The organism is Pseudonocardia xishanensis (genome assembly GCF_039541715.1).
GTDB classification, from domain to species: domain Bacteria; phylum Actinomycetota; class Actinomycetes; order Mycobacteriales; family Pseudonocardiaceae; genus Pseudonocardia; species Pseudonocardia xishanensis.
This window is the reverse complement of the sequence record NZ_BAABGT010000099.1, coordinates 59,633-78,238: the sequence shown is the minus strand read 5'-3', so window position 1 is coordinate 78,238 and position 18,606 is coordinate 59,633. Positions and strand designations below refer to the sequence as shown.

At 73.1% G+C, this 18,606-nt stretch carries 16 protein-coding genes; 13 read left to right on the top strand and 3 right to left on the bottom strand.

Going from position 1 to position 18,606, the window contains the following annotated elements:
• The 7 genes from ABD993_RS30035 to ABD993_RS30005 are packed head-to-tail and all read left to right on the top strand — an operon-like array spanning position 1 to position 8,286.
• Positions 1–1,497: a lipopolysaccharide biosynthesis protein gene (locus tag ABD993_RS30035; protein ID WP_345425977.1), complete on the top strand. Its 1,497-nt coding sequence runs from the start codon at positions 1–3 to the stop codon at positions 1,495–1,497.
• Positions 1,494–3,164, top strand: coding sequence for a tyrosine-protein kinase domain-containing protein (locus ABD993_RS30030; RefSeq protein WP_345425975.1), 1,671 nt, complete (start codon positions 1,494–1,496; stop codon positions 3,162–3,164). The genes ABD993_RS30035 and ABD993_RS30030 overlap by 4 nt, the downstream gene beginning before the upstream one ends.
• 10 nt (positions 3,165–3,174) lie before the next feature.
• Positions 3,175–3,975: a glycosyltransferase family 2 protein gene (locus tag ABD993_RS30025; protein WP_345425973.1), complete on the top strand. Its 801-nt coding sequence runs from the start codon at positions 3,175–3,177 to the stop codon at positions 3,973–3,975.
• The gene (locus tag ABD993_RS30020; RefSeq protein WP_345425971.1) at positions 3,972–5,099 is read left to right on the top strand and encodes a glycosyltransferase family 4 protein; all 1,128 of its coding nucleotides are present in this window, start codon (positions 3,972–3,974) and stop codon (positions 5,097–5,099) included. The genes ABD993_RS30025 and ABD993_RS30020 overlap by 4 nt, the downstream gene beginning before the upstream one ends.
• A complete protein-coding gene (locus ABD993_RS30015; protein WP_345425969.1) occupies positions 5,092–6,159 on the top strand; it encodes a glycosyltransferase family 4 protein in 1,068 nt (355 codons plus the stop codon). The genes ABD993_RS30020 and ABD993_RS30015 overlap by 8 nt, the downstream gene beginning before the upstream one ends.
• Positions 6,156–7,478, top strand: coding sequence for an O-antigen ligase family protein (locus ABD993_RS30010; RefSeq protein WP_345425967.1), 1,323 nt, complete (start codon positions 6,156–6,158; stop codon positions 7,476–7,478). The genes ABD993_RS30015 and ABD993_RS30010 overlap by 4 nt, the downstream gene beginning before the upstream one ends.
• 1 nt (position 7,479) lies before the next feature.
• On the top strand, positions 7,480–8,286 hold the full coding sequence (locus tag ABD993_RS30005) for a WecB/TagA/CpsF family glycosyltransferase (protein WP_345425965.1): 807 nt from the start codon (positions 7,480–7,482) through the stop codon (positions 8,284–8,286).
• 12 nt (positions 8,287–8,298) lie between these two features.
• Here the strand turns inward: ABD993_RS30005 and ABD993_RS30000 are convergent, their stop codons facing one another.
• From ABD993_RS30000 to ABD993_RS29990, 3 genes are read right to left on the bottom strand one after another with little or no spacing between them, the layout of a single operon-like run.
• Positions 8,299–8,949 (bottom strand): PIG-L deacetylase family protein, encoded by a 651-nt coding sequence (locus ABD993_RS30000; RefSeq protein WP_345426173.1) that lies wholly within the window; start codon positions 8,947–8,949, stop codon positions 8,299–8,301.
• 22 nt (positions 8,950–8,971) lie between these two features.
• Positions 8,972–10,504 (bottom strand): sugar transferase, encoded by a 1,533-nt coding sequence (locus tag ABD993_RS29995; protein WP_345425963.1) that lies wholly within the window; start codon positions 10,502–10,504, stop codon positions 8,972–8,974.
• Positions 10,504–11,331, bottom strand: a complete 828-nt coding sequence (locus ABD993_RS29990) for a sugar phosphate nucleotidyltransferase (protein WP_345425961.1) — start codon at positions 11,329–11,331, stop codon at positions 10,504–10,506. Before ABD993_RS29990 ends, ABD993_RS29995 begins: the two co-directional genes overlap by 1 nt.
• Positions 11,332–11,515: 184 nt before the next feature.
• Here ABD993_RS29990 and ABD993_RS29985 point away from each other — a divergent pair, with 184 nt between their 5' ends.
• The 6 genes from ABD993_RS29985 (at position 11,516) to ABD993_RS29960 (ending at position 18,605) form a co-directional block, all read left to right on the top strand.
• The gene (locus ABD993_RS29985; protein WP_345425959.1) at positions 11,516–12,190 is read left to right on the top strand and encodes a phosphatase PAP2 family protein; all 675 of its coding nucleotides are present in this window, start codon (positions 11,516–11,518) and stop codon (positions 12,188–12,190) included.
• On the top strand, positions 12,187–13,503 hold the full coding sequence (locus ABD993_RS29980; protein ID WP_345425957.1) for an MATE family efflux transporter: 1,317 nt from the start codon (positions 12,187–12,189) through the stop codon (positions 13,501–13,503). The genes ABD993_RS29985 and ABD993_RS29980 overlap by 4 nt, the downstream gene beginning before the upstream one ends.
• 134 nt (positions 13,504–13,637) lie before the next feature.
• On the top strand, positions 13,638–14,912 hold the full coding sequence (locus ABD993_RS29975) for a class I SAM-dependent methyltransferase (protein ID WP_425569181.1): 1,275 nt from the start codon (positions 13,638–13,640) through the stop codon (positions 14,910–14,912).
• A complete protein-coding gene (locus ABD993_RS29970) occupies positions 14,912–16,042 on the top strand; it encodes a class I SAM-dependent methyltransferase (RefSeq protein ID WP_345425955.1) in 1,131 nt (376 codons plus the stop codon). Before ABD993_RS29975 ends, ABD993_RS29970 begins: the two co-directional genes overlap by 1 nt.
• 59 nt (positions 16,043–16,101) lie before the next feature.
• Positions 16,102–17,229 carry an NAD-dependent epimerase/dehydratase family protein gene (locus ABD993_RS29965; protein WP_345425953.1) on the top strand — a complete coding sequence of 376 codons (1,128 nt, stop codon included), beginning with the start codon at positions 16,102–16,104 and terminating at the stop codon, positions 17,227–17,229.
• On the top strand, positions 17,229–18,605 hold the full coding sequence (locus tag ABD993_RS29960) for a UDP-glucose dehydrogenase family protein (RefSeq protein WP_345425951.1): 1,377 nt from the start codon (positions 17,229–17,231) through the stop codon (positions 18,603–18,605). The genes ABD993_RS29965 and ABD993_RS29960 overlap by 1 nt, the downstream gene beginning before the upstream one ends.
• Position 18,606 lies beyond the last annotated feature (1 nt).

The following is an 18,606-nucleotide window of genomic DNA, read 5'->3' as shown; positions in this document are numbered from 1 at the left end:
GTGACGATCCCGACAGAGGCCGACGGGTCGCTCGTCACCGTCCCGTTCGAGGCCGTTCCGCCCGTGCAGGCGCCCGCGTCATCGGGCAGGCGGGTGGTGAGGGCGCTCGCCGCCTCGGGTGGCGCCAAGATCGTGGTGATGCCGATCGCGGCCATCGCCAACCTGGTCATCGCCAGGATGGTCACCGGTGCCGTCGGGATCGAGATGTTCGGCGCGGTCATGCTCATCGCCACGTTGAGCCAGTCGCTGAACTTCGCCGACCTCGGTGTCGGCGCGCCGGTCGCCACGGCGAGCAGCAACCTCGACGGCACGGCGGCGGCGACCGAGCGGTTCCGCCGGATCCTGCTCACCGCGGTCCGCACCATGCTGGTCTCCGCGACGGCGCTCGGCCTGGTCGCCGTCGGGCTCGCGGTGTTCGGTCTGTGGGCACCCCTGTTGGGCATTCCCGAGGTGCCCGGCGGCCTGTCCGCCGGAGCCGCCACGGCGCTGGCGCTGCTCGCCTTCAGCGCCTCCCTCCCCTTCTTCGTGGGTGAGGCGCTGCTGCGTGGCGGTGGGCGCACGCACGAGGCGGTCCTGCTGACGGGGTTGTCGGCGCCGGTCGCACTGTTGCTCACGCTGCTGTTGCACGCGGTGGACGCGCCCGCCTACTCCTACGCGCTCGCTCTGCCGCTCGGTCTGCTGGCCGTGGCCCTCGGCTGCGGGTTCCGCGGCTGGCGGTTCCTGCGCGACTCGGTGCGAGGCGTGCTGTCGCAGGTGCTCCGCCCCCGCCGGTTCCCCGGCCTCCCGGTCGCCGCCATGGCGGTGCCGTGGTTCGTGATCATGGTGGGGCTGCCGATCGCGCTGCAGTCGGACCGGATCATCATCGCGCAGCGCGCGCCCGACGTGGAGCTGTCGCACTACACGTACGCTGCGCAGCTGTACCTCCCGATGTGGTCGGTCATCGCGGTCGCGGCGCTCGCTCTGTGGCCGGTGTTCGCCAAGGCCGACCAGGGGTCGGGTGGAAAGCGCAGGAGTTGGCTGACCGGCACCGCTGTGCTCACCACCGTCGCGGTGGTCTTCGCGGCCGGGCTGCTGCTGCTCGGCGGGCTGGTCATCGGATGGATGAGCGGCGGCGAGGCGCACCCGTCCCTTCAGCTGTTGGCGGCGTTCGCCCTCCTGCTCCTGGTCCAGGCCGCCCACGTGACGAGCGGCATCATGCTCATCTCCCCGGCACAGCTGCGGTTCCAGGCGGTGTGCGTGGTGGCCCTGGTGGCGACCAACGTTCCGCTGTCGTGGTGGCTGACGCCCCACCTCGGCGCCGCCGGTCCGGTGCTCGTCTCCGCGGTCACCGTCTTCGTCTGCCAGCTCGTGCCCTGCGCGGTCCTGGCCTGGCGGGAGACGAGTCGGCCGCGGTCCGCGCCGAAGCCCCCCGGTCACCCGGACCACGGCCCGACCGCCGCCCGGCAGCCCACCGGCCCCATCCGCCCTCACACCCGTGACGCCAGGAGAACGAAGTGACCGCCAAGCAGTTCGTCCGTGTGCTCCGAGAGCGGTGGAAGGCCGTCGTCGCGTTCCTGCTGGTCGGGATCGTCGCCTCGGTGGTCGCCGGCCAGCTCCGGCCGGTCAGCTACACCTCCACCTTCACCATGCTCACCGTCGCACCGGCCACGCAGGAGGGCCAGGGGGCCTACGAGGGCGAGCTGTTGGCCCAGCAGCGGACGAAGTCGTACGTCCCGATGATCAACAGTGAGCGGGTCGCCGAGCGGGTGATCCGGGACCACCAGTACCCCGCGACCCCGCGGGAGATCTCCAGCGCGATCACGGCGGTCAGCGGCGTGGACTCGGTGGTCACCACCGTCACGGTGCGGACCGACAGCGAGCAGGGCACCGCGAACCTCGCCACCGCCGTCGCGGACGTGTTCGTGAAGTTCGTCGCGGACTTCGAGCGCAGCTCGACCATGGGTGGGGAACCCGTGGTCAACATGCAGATCATCCAGCCGCCCACCCCGCCCACCGCGCCCTCCTCCGGGCTGGTCACCTCACTCGCGCTGGGGTTCGTGCTCGGCCTCGGCCTCGGCGTCGGCTACGCGTTGCTGCGCAACGCCCTCGATCGTTCGGTCAAGACCACCTCCACCCTCGAGGCGCTCACCGGCGCGCCGGTCGTCGGGGCCACCACGGTGGACGAGAACGCGGACCAGAGCCTGTTCGTGCGCATCGCCGGGGTGGACGATCCCACGATCTCCGAGGACTTCCGGCAGCTCCGGATCGGGGTCAGCGCGTTGCAGACCACCACGGGTGCACGCGTCGTCGTGGTCACCAGCCCGACGCCCGGGGACGGCAAGACGACCACGGTGGTCAACCTGGCCGCGGCGTTCGCCGCGGCGGGTGGCCGGGTGCTGGTCGTCGACGCCAACCTCCGCAGGCCCCGCGTCGCCGAACGGCTCGGCGTGGCGGCCCGCCCCGGGCTCACGGACACCTTGTCCCGCAACGCCGAGCCGCGGTCGATGATCCAGCGCTGTGAACCCGGCGGGATCGACGTCCTCACCGGTGGCGCCGTCGCGGCGAACCCGGGTGAGCTCCTCGGCTCGCGGTCGATGTCCGCGCTGCTCGCCGAGCTGCGGACCTCCTACGACCTCGTCCTGGTGGACACCCCGCCGCTGCTCTCCGCCACGGACGCCGCCGCCGTCGCGCCGGGCACGGACGGCGTGCTGCTGCTCTGCAGGCACGGGCGGACCACCGCGCCGCAGGTCGAGCGGGCCCTCGGCATCCTGCAGTCGGGTGCGGCGACCGTGCTGGGCACCCTGCTCACGATGGTGCCCAGGGACCGGACCCGCGCCTGGATCCCCTACGGCTCGGACGTCTCGGCCACCCTCTCGCCGGATGCGCCGCCCACGGAGGTCGAGGCGGGCCCGGCGCAGGAGCGCATCGAGGGCGCCCGCCCGCCCACCGAGTTCGCGGACCCCACCGAGGAATCGGTCGAGGCGACCGCGGAGCAGGAACCCGGCCGGGAGGCCGAGGGCCTGTTCGAGCCGAAGGCGGCGGCCGAGGCGGAGTCCGCGGCCGCCGGACCGGAGGAGATGGACGACGAGGAACGTGCTCTGCGCCGTGAGCAGCCGGAGTTGTTCCAGCCGACGTTGCGCATGAAGGCCGCCGAGCCGGCGTCCTCGCGCGGGAGCAAGGGTTAGGGATCCGACCATGGCCGACATCGGTGCCCCTCCGCGCTTCAGCGTGGTGACCATCGCCTACAACGACCTCGCGGGCCTGCGCCGGACCATCGCGTCCGTCGACGCGCAGCAGTTCACCTCCTACGAGCACCTCGTCGTCGACGGGGCGTCCACGGACGGGACGGTCGAGTGGCTGCGAGGCCTGGCGGAGAACCCCGCCAGGACGATCGTCAGCGAGCCGGACGACGGCATCTACGACGCGATGAACAAGGGTCTGCGCTCCGCCCGGGGCGAGATCGTGATCATCATGAACTCCGGGGACACCTTCTCGAGCCCGCAGTCCCTCGGCACGATCGACGCCAGCCAGGTCGAGCACGGCTGGGAGTGGGCCTACGGAGCGATCCGGATGACCGACACGACGGGGCGGCCGATCGGCGCGTACTCGTTCGACCCGTTCAAGGCCCACCTGTTCACCCTCGGCCTGGCCTGGATCCCGCACGCCTCCGTGGCGGTGACCCGCGAGCTCGCGCTCAAGCTCGGTCCGTACCGCGCGGACCTCGGCACGGTCGCGGACCAGGAGTACCTCATGCGGGCGGCCGCGATCGTGCCGCCGCACGTGATCACCTGGTTCCTCGCCGACTACGAGATGGGCGGGGTGTCGCAGTCGGGGTCCGCCCGGCAGCGGGAGCTGGCCTGGCACCGCATGCGGGCCGAGACCGGGCAGCTCTGGCGCAACTCGCGGCTCGCGGACCGGGCGGTGGCCGAGACGCTCGCGCTGGGGCAGGTGCTGCGATCGGTGGCCAAGCGGGTCCACGGCCCGGTGGCGTCGTGAGGGTGCTGCTGCTCGCGCACTCCATCGAGGGCGGCGGGGCGCAGGAGGTGTGCCGGGCCTGGGCGCGCGCCCTGAACGGCAGGCACGAGGTGCGCATCCTCGTGCTGGACCGGTCCGCGGGCCTCGCCGAGGCACGTGCGGCGCTGACGGGGATACCGGTGGCCTGTGCGGAGGAGGTCGGCGCGGCGTCGCACCGCTCGCGGGTCGCGCATGTGCGGCGGGAGGTCGTCGCCTGGCAGCCGGACGTGCTGGTGAGCCTGGAGACCTACCCGAACCTCGTGGCGCTGTCGGCCACCGCGGGCCTGCGCACCAGGACCGTCGTGTCGGAGCACAACGTGCCGTCCATCCTGCTCAAGGTGGAGGGCCCGGCCAAGCGCGCCCAGCTGGCCCTCGCGCGGCTGTTCTACCGGCGGGCGGACACCGTGATCTGCGTGTCGCACGCCGTCGCCACGGACATCAGGTGCAACTTCGGCGTGCCGCCCGAGCGTGTCGCGGTGCTCCCCAACGGGGTGCTCGGCGGCGAGGTCGACGCTCCCGACGTGACCGCCTCGCCGAGTCGGATCACCATCCTGGTGCCCGCGCGGCTCGTTCCGCAGAAGCGTCCCGCGCACTGTGTGGCGATCGCCGAAGCCCTCGCCCGCCGGGGGGCCAGGGTCACGCTCGTCTGGGTCGGCGACGGGCCTCCGGACTCACCCGCACTCCGTCCGACCCGGGGCGCGCCGACCGTGGAGATCGTGCGGGAGCCCTGGCGGGACGACTGGCACCTGCTGGCGGACGAGGAGACCGTGGTCCTGCTCGGCTCGGCCTACGAGGGGTTCGGCAACGTGCTCGTGGAGTCCGCGAGCCGCGGCATCCCGGTCGTCGCGGGATCGAGCGCGCTCGGCTGCGCCGACGCCGTCGTCCCCGGCGTCACCGGGTACCTCGCCGCCACCGACTCGGCCGAGAGCTACGCGGACGCGATCAGCGAGGCCAGGCTCCTCTCCGCCCCGTTCTCCGCGGACAACTGGCTCCGACAGTTCTCCGCGGCCGCGACCGCCAGGCGGCTCGAGACCGTGCTCCGGCCCTCGACGCTCGCGTTCCCCCTCCCCGCACCCGCGGTCGAAGCCGGAGCCGGCCGTGGCTGAGTCCCGGATGAGCGTCCTGATGGCAGGACCGGACCCCGCCGGTCAAGGCGGTATGGAGACCGCGGCCGAGCTGTTCCTGCGACACAGCGGGGCGGACGTGCACTACGTGTCCACCTATCGGGCCGCGGGCCCGGTCGGCAGGCTCCGCCGGTGGGCGGCGGCCTGGGTCGAGGTCCTGGTGGCCCTCGTGAGCCGCAGGCCGGACGTGGTCCACGTCCACCTCTCGGAGCGGAGCAGCATCTTCCGGGACGGCGCGGTCCTCGCGTTCGCCAGGGTCGCCCGGGTGCCGTCGGTCCTGCACTGCCACGGGGCGGAGTTCGAGCCGTCCTTCCTGGCCCTCCCCGGGCCGCTGCGCCGCCTCGCCCGCGGCATGCTCGGGACCGCCTCGGCGGTGCTGGTCCTCGGCGATCGATGGACCCGGCGGTACAGCGAGCTGTTGGACCTGCCCGCGCAGCGGTTCACGATGCTCTACAACCCCGTCGAGCTGCCCACCCGGCCATCCGTGCGGGCCCGCCGCGGTGGGACCGTCCGGGTCCTGTTCCTGGGGAGGCTCGGCGCGCGCAAGGGCGTCTACGACGTCGTCAAGGCGTGCGCCGCCCTGCCCGAGGAGATCCGTGCCCGGCTGGAGCTGCGGATCGGCGGGGACGGAGAGGTCGACGCCGTGCGTGACCTGTGCCGGTCGGAGCTCGGCACGAGAGCCACCGTGCTGGGCTGGCTGGATCCGGCGGGCAAGGAGAAGGAGCTCGCGGCGGCGGATGTCTTCGTGCTGCCCAGCCAGGACGAGGGCCTGCCGATGGCGTTGCTCGAGGCGATGGCCTGGGGCCTGGTGCCGGTGGTGTCCACCGCGGGCGCGATGGGCGAGGTCGTACGGGACGGCGAGAACGGGCTGATCGTCCCCGCCGGCGACGTGGACGGCATCGAGGCGGCGCTGCGCCGGGTCGTCGGGGACGACGCGCTGCGCGCCGAGCTGGCCTCCGCCGCCCGGCGGGACGCGGCGTCGTTCGCCGTGGGGCCCTACATGGACAGTGTTCGAGCACTGTGGACTGCAGTGGCTCGATGACCGCGGTTCACGAGGCGCCCGTGGCGGGATCCGGGCCCGCGCCGCGGTCCGCCGCGCGACGCGTCCTGGCCCACGCGGGAGAGGTGCCGTGGGTGGCGCTGCTGCCGTTCACCCTCGTCCTGCCGATCCTGGAGAGCAACCCGCTGCGTGCCGCCCACTCGCTGTGGGCGCCGATCAGCATGGTGATGCTCGTCCCCGCCCTGCGGTCCCTGCCGCGGACCCGGTGGCGGGCGTTCTGGCTGTGGGTGCTCGCCGTCGCGACCGTCGGCACGATCGGCTCCGCCCAGCTCGCCGGGGCCTCCCTGTCCGCGGCGATCGGTCCTGTCATGGCGGTGGGCAGCGTGGTCGGCACGGCCTACTTCGTCAGGGCGATGGCGCTGCGCGGGCCCCGCTACGTGTGGACGGCCACCGGGAGCATCGGCGCGGCGATGCTGATCCACACCTATCAGATCCTCCCGCTCGCGCCGGACGCGGCCGGGAACCCGTGGAAGTTCGGTATCGGCTACTCGGTGTCGATCATCGTCTTGTCGGCGTGTGCGGCCGCGGGCCGGACGTGGCTCGAGGTCGCCGCCGCGCTGGTACTGGCCGCGATCTCGTTCTCGGAGGCCACGAGGGCGCTCGGCGTCGTGTTGGCCCTCGCCGCGATGGTCGTCGCGATCGCCCGCATCGCGCGGGGGCGACCGACGTTCACCCGGATCGGCGGTCGGCTCTGCGTGGGGGCGGCGCTGGGACTGACCGCGTTCTACGGGGCTGACGCGGTGCTGAACAGCGAGCTGTTCGCCTCGTCCGCGGAGCGCTTCGCCGAGCAGGCCGAGGTCAACGACAACTCGCTGCTGGCAGGCCGGACCGAACCGCCCATCTCGATCGCGGCGATCAGCGAGAGCCCGTTCGTCGGGATGGGGCCCGAGCCGCACCCCACCCCCGCGATCGTGGACCGCGCGATCGGCGTGGCCCAGCACCTGGGCTACCGGCAGATCGACCAGCTGGTGAAGTGGTGGACCCAGGACGACACGATCTATGTGCACTCCGTGCTGGCGGACACCTGGGTCCGGTCCGGGGTCCTGGCGGCGGCCCTCTACCTCGCGGCCCTGCTGTGCTTCGTCGCCACGGTCGTCCGCGGCGTGCTGGGATCCGCCGCGCGCCCGGCGCTCGCGATCTTCATGGTGTCCCAGTCGGTGTGGGACGTGATCTTCTCGCCCGCCGCCTACGGCCAGCTGGTGCTCATCGGCCTGGCGATCGGGATGTGCAGCGTGACGATGCCGAGGACCCCACCCGGGCTCGACCCCGAGACCGGGGTCGTCCCGGTCGGAGCGAGGTGAGATGACAGCGCCCCCGCACACGCTCTGCGAGGCCCGGCACGTCCGGATCGCAGGCGTCGAGATCTGCAGTGTCACCGAGGAGGGGGTCGTGGACCTCGCCCGACGTGCCTGGGCCCTGGGGAAGGGATGTCGGGTCGTCACGGCGAACACGGACATCCTGCGGCTCGCCGCACGGGACCCCGTGGCGCGTGCCCTGGTGGACCGGGCCACGGCGGTGGTGGCCGACGGGATGCCTCTGGTGTGGGCTTCGCGGATCCTCGGCGACCCGCTGCCGGAACGGGTGACCGGCAGCTCCCTGATCTTCTCGCTGAGCGAGCTGGCGGCCGCGGAGGGGCGGTCCGTCTTCGTGCTGGGCGGGGCGCCCGGTGTCCCGGAGCTGGCCGCGGACCGACTGCGCGAGCGCTATCCCGCCCTGCGCGTGGTGGGGGCGGAGTCACCCGCCTTCGGCTTCGACGGGGACCCCGCCGCCGTCGCCGACGTCGTGCGGGGCGTTCGGGAGGCGGCCCCGGACCTGGTGTTCGTCGGCATGGGGTTCCCGCGCCAGGAGGTGCTGATCGAGGCGCTGGTCGAGGCGCACCCGCGCGCCTTCTACATCGGCTGCGGCGCGGCGATACCGATGGCGGCGGGGGTGGTCGACCGGGCCCCCGCGGTGCTCCAGCAGTCCGGCCTGGAGTGGGCCTACCGCCTGCTGCGCGAACCGGGCAGGCTCTCCCGCCGTTATCTGCGCAACGACCTGGTCTTCGCCCTGGGTCTGCTGGCGACCACCTCGGTGCAGCGGGCGAGGGCACAGGGGGAGGGCCGCGGCTGAGCCTGGGTCCCCTCAGTCCGGGGGCGCTCCGACGAGCAACCGGGTGAGGTGGAAGGCCTCCGCGTACCGGCACCCGGCCTGGACCCCGCGGATCCGGGCGAGCCCGCGGAAGGTCTCCTCGTCGAACCACGCTCGGGAGGTCTGCGACGGGTAGTGCTCGTGGAGGAGGTCGATCTTGTCTCGCAGCAGGCGCTCGCTCAGCGGCCAGAAGACGGTGGGCTGGGCGAGGTCCGGCTCGGCCTTGAGGATCTCGTAACCGAGGATCAGGTGGTCCCGGAAGACCGTCGGGGCCAGCGCGGCGAGCCCGCGGTGGTCCTGGTGGTTGTCATGGGCCGCGGTCGCCAGCACCAGATCGGGTTCGCAGCGGGTCCGCAGGTCCTCCAGGGCCTCCTTGGCACGGTTCCAGTGGGCCGGGACCCGGCCATCGGGCAGGTCGACGGTCGTGATCTCCAGCTTCGCCTCCGGGCAGAAGGCCCGGAGCGCGGCCTCCTCCTCGGCCCGCCGCACCGGATCGGCCGCGCAGAGCACGAGGGCGTGGACACGCAGTCCGGGGGTGCGTTCGCAGAGGTCTCGCACGGTCGCGCCCGCGCCGATGGCCACGTCGTCGCAGTGCGCGCCCAGCAGGACGATCTCGTGGATCTCCTCGGGACGCAGAACCGGCATCATCTCGTGTCTCCCGGGTCGGTCAGTAGGCGCCACGGCCGGTGAGCACCGCGCCGACGGTCTTCCAGAGGATGGTGAGGTCGAGGGCCATCGACCAGTTCTCGACGTAGCGCAGGTCGAGCTTCACCGACTCCTCCCAGCTCAGGTCGCTGCGCCCGCTGACCTGCCAGAGTCCGGTCATCCCCGGGCGGACGAGCAGGCGGCGCCGCGCGTCGTCGGCGTAGGTGGCCACCTCCGCGGGCAGCGGTGGTCGCGGGCCGACCAGCGACATCGAGCCCGACAGCACGTTCAGCAGCTGCGGGAGCTCGTCGATCGAGTACCGGCGCAGGGTCGCGCCGGTCCTGGTGACCCGCGGGTCGTGCGTCAGCTTGAACAGCGGCCCGCGGTCGATCGCGTTCCGCTGTTCGAGCCCGGCGCGCCGCGCGTCGGCGTCGACCACCATCGACCGGAACTTGATCATTCGGAAGGTGGCGCCCCGCGCGCCGACCCGCTCCTGGCGGTAGAAGACCGGTCCCCGGTCCTCCAGGGCGATCGCCACCGCGATCGCGGCGAAGACCGGGGCGGTGACCACCAGCAACAGTGCGGCGACGATCCGGTCCATGCCCACCTTGAGGACCCGCGCCAGCCCGGTCAAGCGTGGTCGGGAGAGTCGCAGCACCGGCATGCCGTCCATCGGCACGATGTGCAACCTCGGCCCCGCCACCTCCATCAGACCCGGGTCCACCACCAGCTCCGCGTCCGTGCCCTCGAGCTCCCAGGCCAGCTTCTGCAGGCGGCCCGGCCCCCAGCCCGGTGTCTTCGTCACCGCGACGACGCTGTAGCCCCCGTGCGCCGCGATGGCGCCGACCGAGTCGAGGTCGCCGACGACGTCGACACCCAGGATGGCGGACGACTCGCCCATGCCGGACTGGGTCGGGGTGCAGGCGCCGACGATGTGCCACCCGAAGTGCGGGTCGCGTCGGCTGCGGATGATCAGGTCCGCCACCGCCTCCACCTTTCCCACCGCCAACACCGGGAAGGTGCACCGGCCGCGCGCTCTGGCCCGGTGCAGCTGTTTGCGCAGCAGGTACCGGTTGGCCGCGACGGCGAGTCCGCTCAGGGGGACCAGCACGAACACCCAGATCCGCACCGAGCTGACCAGCAGGATCAGTCCGCCGAGAGCGAGGGTCACCGTGGCGCCGACGGTGGCGTTGCTGACCCGCCGGAACTCGGCCGAACCCGTACCCAGCACGGTGGGGTCCCACGCTCGGGCGAGCGGGAGCGCGAGGATCAGCAGCGCGGCACCGATCGCGCCGCACACGAGCTGCGCGCGGTTCGACGGAAGGTGGTCCCCCCAGCCGACGACCACCGCCGCCACCGTGAGCACGACGATCACCGCGATGTCCCCGGCGATCACCCAGCGCCGGAGCAGGACCGGCCAGCGGAGTTCGCCCCCGCCGAGGGGCGGCCGACCCGGGACGCTCTCGACGGGGGACGGTCGGGGCCTCGTCCCGTTCCGACGGGCCGCTCCGGGATGTCCACGCTCGCTGTCGTCGGCGCGTGCCGGCGTGGCCATCAGCGTTCGATCGTCGCGAGCTCGGCGATCGCGGCGTGGAGGGGCTCCCGGTCCTGCGGGGTGTCCCAGACCATCCAGGGGCGGTTCCCGGACTGGTAGGCGGCCTCGAGCGCGGTGCGCTCCTTGACCGTGTCCGCCGGGTGCCAGAAGCCCTTGTGGCGGTAGCCGAACATCCGTCCGGTGCGGGCGAGCGGTGCGCAGACGTCCCCGATCAGGTCGCACCCCTCGGTCAGGTGGTCGAACACCTCCGGTCGGAAGATCAGGTAGCCGCCGTTCTCCCAGAGCGGCATCTGCTGCAGGCTGCTGATCGAGGACAGCGTGCCGTCGTCGCGGACGTCCACGCAGTGGAAGGCCGACTGGGGAGGAACGGCCATCAGGCCGCCCACCGCGTCGGTGGACCGGAACCCGGCGACCATGTCGTCGAGCGGGGCGTCGGTCAGGACGTCCGCGTAGTTCGCGAGGAACATCTCCTCCTCCCGGACGAACGGTTCGACCCGCCGCAGCCGCTCGCCGATGGCCGAGTCCAGGCCGGTGTGGACGAAGGTGATCGTCCAGTCCTTGATGTCGCTGCCGAGCAGCTCGACCTCGTCGCCGTGCAGGACGAAGTCGTTCGAGGCGGTCTCGTCGTAGTTGAGGAAGAAGTCCTTGATGTGATGGGCGCCGTAGCCCAGGCAGAGCACGAAGTCCGTATGTCCGAAATGGGCGTAGTAGCGCATGACGTGCCAGATCAGCGGCCGAGGCCCGACCGGGTGCATCGGTTTGGGGAGGTCGGAGGTGCCGTCCCGCATGCGCATCCCGTACCCACCACAGAAGAGAACGACCTTCACAGCTGGCCCCCTTTGGACAGCTCGACGGTTGCTATCGGCATCTCTCGGCGCTGCGGGGCCGTGTGTTACCACCCTGTTGCCGACTCCGTGCACTCTCCGCCGTCGGCCATCACTTGATCGGAGTAACGCGGGGCCGCCTGCGGCCGAGGAGAACATCGCACAGTCCAGCGGTGGGGGTGGCGTGGTGAACAGGCGAGCCGTCGCCCGAGGCGTGATCCACTACCCGGCGGCCCTCGTGCAGGCTGCCGTCGGCGGCGCGGGCCTGCTGGTCCTCGGCGTCGCGGTCGGTGGGACCGACGGGCCGGTACGGCTGGACACCCTGATCGCGGGCACCGTGTCCCGGAACCCGCCGTGGCCCGCCACCGCGCTCGCCGTGGACTGGCTGGGGGAACCGGTCGGGGCCGCGCTGCTCGCCGTGCTGGTGGCGGGGATCATGCTGCTCGCCGCCCGACCGCGCTACGCCGCGGTCGTGGTGCTCGTCCAGCCGCTGATCCTCGTCGTGGCCGACGGGCTGAAGCTCGTGGTCGGCCGCACCATCCACGGGGGGAGCCTGAGCTTCCCGAGCGGGCACACCGCAGGCGCGGTCGCCTTCGCCCTGATGCTGGCGCTGTTCCTCGCCGACGTCGGCGGGCTGCGCACCGTCGGCCGCGTGGTCGTCGTGGTGGGGGCGGCGGTCGTGGTCGGGTCGGTAGCCGGGTGGGCACAGATCGTCGTCGGAGCGCACTACCCGACCGACACGGTCGGCGGGCTCCTGCTCGCCGTCGCCCTGGTCCCCCTGACCGCGCTGGTGGTCGACCGGGTCGCGGATCGTCGGGGCCGGTCCCCGTCGCCGTCCCGGGACGACGCGGGTCTCCGGTGACGGTCCGGAACCGGGTCGCCCGGATCCGTCGGGGCGCAGGCGGCACCGTCGCTCGCCGGGTGGGCTGGGGGCTCGCCGACCAGGCGGTCTCCAGCCTGACGAACTTCCTGGTCGGCGTGGTGGCCGCCCGGACTCTCGGGGCCACCGACTTCGGCCTGTTCAGCCTCGCGTGGGTCACGTTCGGGCTGGTCCTGAACGTCTCCCGGGGGCTGGCGTCCGACCCGCTGGTGGTGCGGTTCAGCGGTCCGGCCGACGAGCGCTGGCGGGAGGCGGTGCGGCGCAGCACCGGCACCGCGCTGGTCATCGGGTGCGTCGGGGGGCTGGTCTGTGCGCTCGTCGGGCTCGCGCTCGGCGACGGGCTCGGCGCCGCCCTGATCGGGCTGGGCGCGGTCCTGCCGTTCCTCGTGCTGCAGGACTGCTGGCGCTTCGCCTTCTTCGCGAGCGGCCGCGGTCGACACGCGTTCGTCAACGACCTGGTCTGGGGAATCGCGCTGGTCCCCGCGCTGCTGGTGGCCGACCGGCATCCGGCGGCGGTGTGGTTCGTCGTGGCGTGGGGGGTGTCGGGCGGTGTCGCGGCCGCGGCAGGCCTCGGACAGGCGCGGCTGGTCCCGGACGTCACGGCCGCGTGGACCTGGGTGCGCGACCATCGCGATCTCGGGCTGCGCTACATGGTCGAGAACCTCTGCCAGAGCGGGGCGGGACAGGCCCGCATGTACGGCCTCGGCGCCATCGCCGGGGCGGCGGCGGTGGGGACCGTCCGGGGTGGCGAGCTGCTGCTGGGCCCCTTCCTCGCCGTCCTCATGGGCATCAACCTGGTCGCCGTCCCGGAGGCGACCAGGATCGTCCGCCGCGAGGTCGGCAGGCTGCGCCCGTTCTGCCTCCTGGTCGGTGGGGTGCAGTGGTTCGCCGCGCTGTGCTGGGGCCTGGCCCTGCTCCTGCTGCTACCGGCGGCGGTCGGCGCCTACCTGCTCGGTGCCGTCTGGCCCACGGCCTCCCAGCTGATCGTCCCGGCGACGCTCTCGGTCATGAGCGCGGGGCTCTCGTCCGGCGCCTCCACCGGGCTCCGGGCACTGGGTGCCGCGGCACTCGGACTGCGCGCCCAGCTGATCGCCTCCGTCTTCTACGTGGGCGGGGGCCTGACCGGCGCCCTGCTGGGCGGCGCGGTGGGCTCCGCGTGGGGCGTCGCGGGCGGCGCCCTCGTCGGCGTGGGCGTCTGGTGGTGGTCGCTCGGGGTCGGTGTCCGGCGACACCGGGCGCACGTCGAGCCTCGCACCGAGCCGGACAAGCAGGCCGAGCCGGGCGTGACCGGCTAGTCGGGCAGAGGGATCCGATCGGCACTCGAGTCCCGTCGGTAACGGATCCCCGAGCGGTCCCGAGTCCCCAGCCGTGCGACCCCGGTCACAGCGACGGGGTCATCGCCCCCCGTCGTCGTGGGATGGAGAGTTCCGTGGGTGTCACCACCGAGATCAGCGAGACCGCCGATGCGGTGGGTGTGCGGACGAGCTGCCGGCTCTGCGGGTCCCCCCGGATGCGCACCTTCGTGGATCTCGGGGCGACGCCGCCCTGCGAGCTCTTCCTCGCCGCCGACCAGCTGGACGAGCCGGAGGTCACCTACCCGCTGCACGCCCGGGTGTGCGAGGACTGCCTGCTCGTGCAGGTGCCGCCGTTGATCACCCCCGAGGCGACCTTCACCGAGTACGCCTACTACTCGTCCTTCTCCAGCTCCTATGTGGACCACGCGGAGCGGTTCGTCGCGGCCGCGGTCGACCGGATCGGCCTGGGCCCGGACTCGTTCGTGGTCGAGGTCGCGAGCAACGACGGCTACCTGCTGCAGCACGTCGTGCGCCGGGGGCTCCGGTGCCTCGGGATCGAGCCGTCGGTGAACGTGGGGGAGTCCGCTCGGGCCGAGCGCGGCGTGCCGACGCTGACCCGCTTCCTGTCCGAGGAGTCCGGACGGCAGGTCCGCGCGGAGCACGGGCCTGCGGATCTCGTGGTCGCGAACAACGTCTACGCCCACATCCCGGACGTCGTGGACTTCGGCCGGGGGCTGCGGGCCCTCGTCGCCGACGACGGCTGGATCTCCATCGAGGTCCAGCACCTGCTGACCCTGATCGAGCGCAGGCAGTTCGACACGATCTACCACGAGCACTTCCAGTACTACACCGTGCTCACCGCGCAGCGGGCGCTCGCCGCGGCCGGGCTGGTGCTCGTCGACGTCGAGCTGATCGAGACCCACGGCGGGTCGCTGCGGCTGTGGGCGCGGCCGCGGGAGACCGGGGCGACTCCGACCGCCGCCGTCGCGCGGCTGCTGGCCCGCGAGGAGGCCGCAGGCCTGGACCGGGCCGACGGGCACGACGGTTTCGCCGGTGCGGTCTCCACCATCCGAGACGACCTGCTCCGGTTCCTCCTCGACGCGCGCCGGGCCGGGCGGAGCGTGGTGGGCTACGGCGCGCCCGGGAAGGGGAACACGCTGCTCAACTACTGCGGAATCCGACCCGACCTGCTCGCCTACACCGTCGATCGGAACCCCTACAAGCACGGACGGTTCACTCCGGGGACGCGGATCCCGGTCCGAGCGCCCGAGCGGATCGCCGAGGACCGGCCGGACTACGTCCTCGTGCTGCCGTGGAACCTCCGCCGCGAGCTCGTCGAGCAGCTGGCCTACGTGCGGGAGTGGGGCGGACGGCTGGTCTTCCCGATCCCGACGATCGAGGTCGTCTGATGGCCGGGCCCCGTTGCCGGTTCTGCCGCGGTGTCTGGGGCGAGCTGGTGGTCGACATGGGACTGCAGCCCGCGTGCGACCACTTCCCCGAGGTGGGCGCCGCGGAGGCGGACCCGGTCTTCCCGATCAGGCTCTGGCTGTGCGCGGACTGCGGACTCGCCCAGCTGGTCGAGGACCCGACGATCCCCGAGGAGGTCAGGGGCATCGAACCGGAGGCCCTCGTCGCGCAGGCCCGGTCGGCCGTCGGGATGATCGCCGAGGCGGGGTTCTCCACCGCGGGCGACACGGTGATCGAGCACCCGAGTCCGCACGGGGGGAGCTGGGTCGGCCACCTCGCGGAACGGGGTGTCGGGGTCGCGGCCGGTGAGACGGCCGATCTCGTCCTGGACTGCTTCGGGCTCATGCACTCCCAGGACGTCCGCGCCGACCTCGAACGCCGCGTGCGACAGCTGGCCCCCGGCGGCACCCTGCTGCTCCAGTTCCACTCCCTCGCGGCCGTCCTGGCCCAGGGCCAGTGGAACGCGATCCGCCACGGCCACCCGGTCTACCTGTCGGTCCCCACGGCCGTCGGGATGCTGGAGTCGCTCGGCCTCGGCACCGTCCGGGCATGGCGCTTCCGGCTCTACGGAGGGACGATCCTGCTCGCCGCGCGGCGCGGGGAACCGACCGCCACCGCGGTGCGGGCGCTCGCCGAGGCCGAGCTCGCGGCCGGCGTCAGGGACGCGGACGTCCTCCGCGCCCTGCACGACACGGCGGCCGACACCGCCGCGGCGCTGCGGGGCTGGCTGGTCGGGGCCCGCAGCTCGGGGCGGACGGTACTGGGCTACGGCGCCGCGTCCCGTGCGGTCCCGCTGCTCAACCACGCCGGCATCGGACCCGACCTGCTGCCCGCGATCGCCGACGGCTCGCCCGCCAAGCACGGACGTCGGATCCCCGGCACCGGGATCGCGGTCGTGTCGCCCGAGGCCATGGTGGAGCGCAGCCCGGACGAGGTGCTCCTGTTCGTCCCCGACCTCCTCGACGAGGTCCGGCGGCGCTACCCACAGGTCGAGGCGGGCGGCGGCAGCTGGGTCGTCGCCGAACCGCGCCCGCGGTCCGTCGAGAGCGCCGCCCACGCCGTCCCCACCTGAAGGCCCTCGATCCGACCGACCACGACAGGCCCACGACGCAGGGCAGACGGGAGACACGCATGATCTCGGCCGCAGCCGCCGCCCGCGCGGAGCAGGTCCGGACAGACGACCTGGCCCGCATCATCGGGTGGCTCGAGGGCGACCTCGCCCGCATGTCGGGCGGCAGACTGCTGATCACCGGTGGCGCCGGGTTCCTGGGCTACTACCTGGTCCAGGTCCCGTTGGCCTGGAACGACGCCCATCCGGACCTGCCGCCGATCGCCGTCACCGTGCTCGACAACTACATCCGCGGGGTACCGTCCTGGCTCGGGGAGCTGACCGTCCGCGCGGACCTCGACCTGCGGACCGTCGACGTCCGGGAGCCGCTGCCCGCGGACCTGGACGACGTCGAGTGGATCATCCACGCGGCGGGCATCGCCTCGCCGACGTACTACCGGGCGCATCCGATCGAGACCATGGACGCGAACATCACGGGGTTGCGCAGTCTGCTCGACCTCGCCGCGGCACGGCCCCCGACCAGCCCGGTCCGAGGCTTCCTGTTCTTCTCGTCGAGCGAGATCTACGGCGACCCGGAGCCGACGGCGATCCCGACGCCCGAGACCTACCGCGGGTTCGTCTCCTGCACCGGCCCCCGTGCCTGCTACGACGAGTCGAAGCGGTACGGCGAGACCCTCTGCGTGAACTTCGCCCGCGAGCGGGGGGTCCCGGTGCGCATCGCGCGGCCCTTCAACAACTTCGGCCCCGGCATGAAGATCACCGACGGGCGGGTCATCGCCGACCTGTGCCGGGACGTGCTGGCCGGGCGGGACGTGGCACTGCTGTCGGACGGCTCTCCCACCCGGACCTTCTGCTACGTGTCGGACGCGGTCACCGGCTACTACCTCGCCCTGCTCCGAGGGGGCGACGGGGAGCCCTACAACATCGGCACCGACGAGCCCGAGATCTCGATGGCCGAGCTCGCCGAGGCGCTCGTGCGCCAGGCCAAGGAGCTGTTCGGTGCGACCCTGCAGGTGACCCGGAGGACGAGTGGGGAACAGGCCTATCTCGTCGACAACCCGAACCGACGGTGCCCGGACCTGACCAGGGCGCGCACCGAGCTGGGCTACCTCCCCGAGGTCGGGCTCGAGGAGGGGCTGCGGCGGACCCTGCTCTGGTACGCGGGCAACACCGGCGGGAGCGAGGCCTGATGCGCGTCGCCGTGATCGGAGCGGGCTACGTCGGGCTCGTCTCCGCGGTCGGTCTCGCCGAGCACGGTCACCGGGTCGTCTGCGTCGACGCGGACCCGGCCAGGGTCGCGGCGATCACCGAGGGGCGGCCCCCGATCGCCGAGCCGGGGCTCGCCGAGCTGCTGCGCCGCCATGCGGGACGGTCGGTGCTCGCGACCGGCGACCTCGCCGGAGCGGTCCTCGAGGCCGACCTCACCCTGCTCTGCGTCGGGACCCCCTCGGGTTCGGACGGGAGCATCGACACCTCCGCCCTGGAGGCCGCCGCCGAGCAGGTCGGCAGCGCGCTGCGGGCGCGTCCGGCCGGTACCGCGGCGCCCGTCGTCGTGGTCAAGAGCACCGTCGTCCCCGGGGTGACGGACGGGATCGTCGCGGCGGCGCTGGCCCGCGGCTGCGACCTGGTCCGGGGGCGGGAGCTGGGACTCGGGGTCAATCCCGAGTTCCTCACCGAGGGACAGGCCGTCGCGGACTTCCTCGAGCCGGACCGGTTGGTGATCGGCGGGGACGAGCTCGCGGTGGCGGCGATGCGCAGGTTGTACGCGGGCTTCACGGCGGTCCCGCTCATCGAGACCACCGCGCGGACCGCCGAGATGATCAAGTACGCCTCCAACGCGCTGCTGGCCACCGCGATCTCCTTCGCGAACGAGATCGCGCTGATCTCGGACGCGGTGGGCGGCATCGACGCGCTCGCCGTGATGCAGGGCGTCCACGCCTCGCGCTACCTGACCACCCCGACGGAGACGGGCCCGGTCGTCGCCGGGCTGGCGTCGTTCCTCGAGGCGGGTTGCGGGTACGGAGGCAGCTGCCTGCCGAAGGACGTCGCGGCGCTGTCGGCGCACGGTCGGTCGGCGGGCGCGTCCCCCCGGATGCTCGAGGCGGTGGCCGCGGTGAACGCGGACCAGCCCGCCCGGCTCGTCGCGCTCGTCCGGCGGGAGCTGGGCGCGCTCGCGGGCCGCTCGGTCACGGTGCTGGGGCTGGCCTTCAAGCCGGACACCGACGACGTCCGGCACTCGCCCGCCTTCCCGGTGCTGCGCGGTCTCGTGGACGAGGGGGCCAGGGTCCTGGCCCACGACCCGGTCGTCGGGCCGGAGGTGCTCCCCTCGGGCGTCGGGCACACGCACGATCTCGCCTGCGCCCTCGCCGGGGCCGACGCCGTGGTGCTCGTGACCCGCTGGGGCGAGTACCTGGCGGTGCCCGGGTTGCTGCGTGCCGCGGGAGCGGAGCCGCTGGTCGTCGACGGTAGGCGGCTCCTCGACCCGCGAGACGTCCCCCGGTACGCGGCCCTGGGGCTCAGCGATGGCGACCGGCGGCGGACGCCGGACCTGGAACGGAGGATCTGAG

Coding starts and splice junctions, on each gene's coding strand:
- ABD993_RS29965 (WP_345425953.1), top strand. CDS start 16,102: ATGATCTCGGCCGCAGCCGCCGCCCGCGCGGAGCAGGTCCGGACAGAC.
- ABD993_RS29970 (WP_345425955.1), top strand. CDS start 14,912: ATGGCCGGGCCCCGTTGCCGGTTCTGCCGCGGTGTCTGGGGCGAGCTG.
- ABD993_RS30025 (WP_345425973.1), top strand. CDS start 3,175: ATGGCCGACATCGGTGCCCCTCCGCGCTTCAGCGTGGTGACCATCGCC.
- ABD993_RS30005 (WP_345425965.1), top strand. CDS start 7,480: ATGACAGCGCCCCCGCACACGCTCTGCGAGGCCCGGCACGTCCGGATC.
- ABD993_RS29995 (WP_345425963.1), bottom strand. CDS start 10,504: ATGGCCACGCCGGCACGCGCCGACGACAGCGAGCGTGGACATCCCGGA.
- ABD993_RS30010 (WP_345425967.1), top strand. CDS start 6,156: ATGACCGCGGTTCACGAGGCGCCCGTGGCGGGATCCGGGCCCGCGCCG.
- ABD993_RS30000 (WP_345426173.1), bottom strand. CDS start 8,949: ATGCCGGTTCTGCGTCCCGAGGAGATCCACGAGATCGTCCTGCTGGGC.
- ABD993_RS29960 (WP_345425951.1), top strand. CDS start 17,229: ATGCGCGTCGCCGTGATCGGAGCGGGCTACGTCGGGCTCGTCTCCGCG.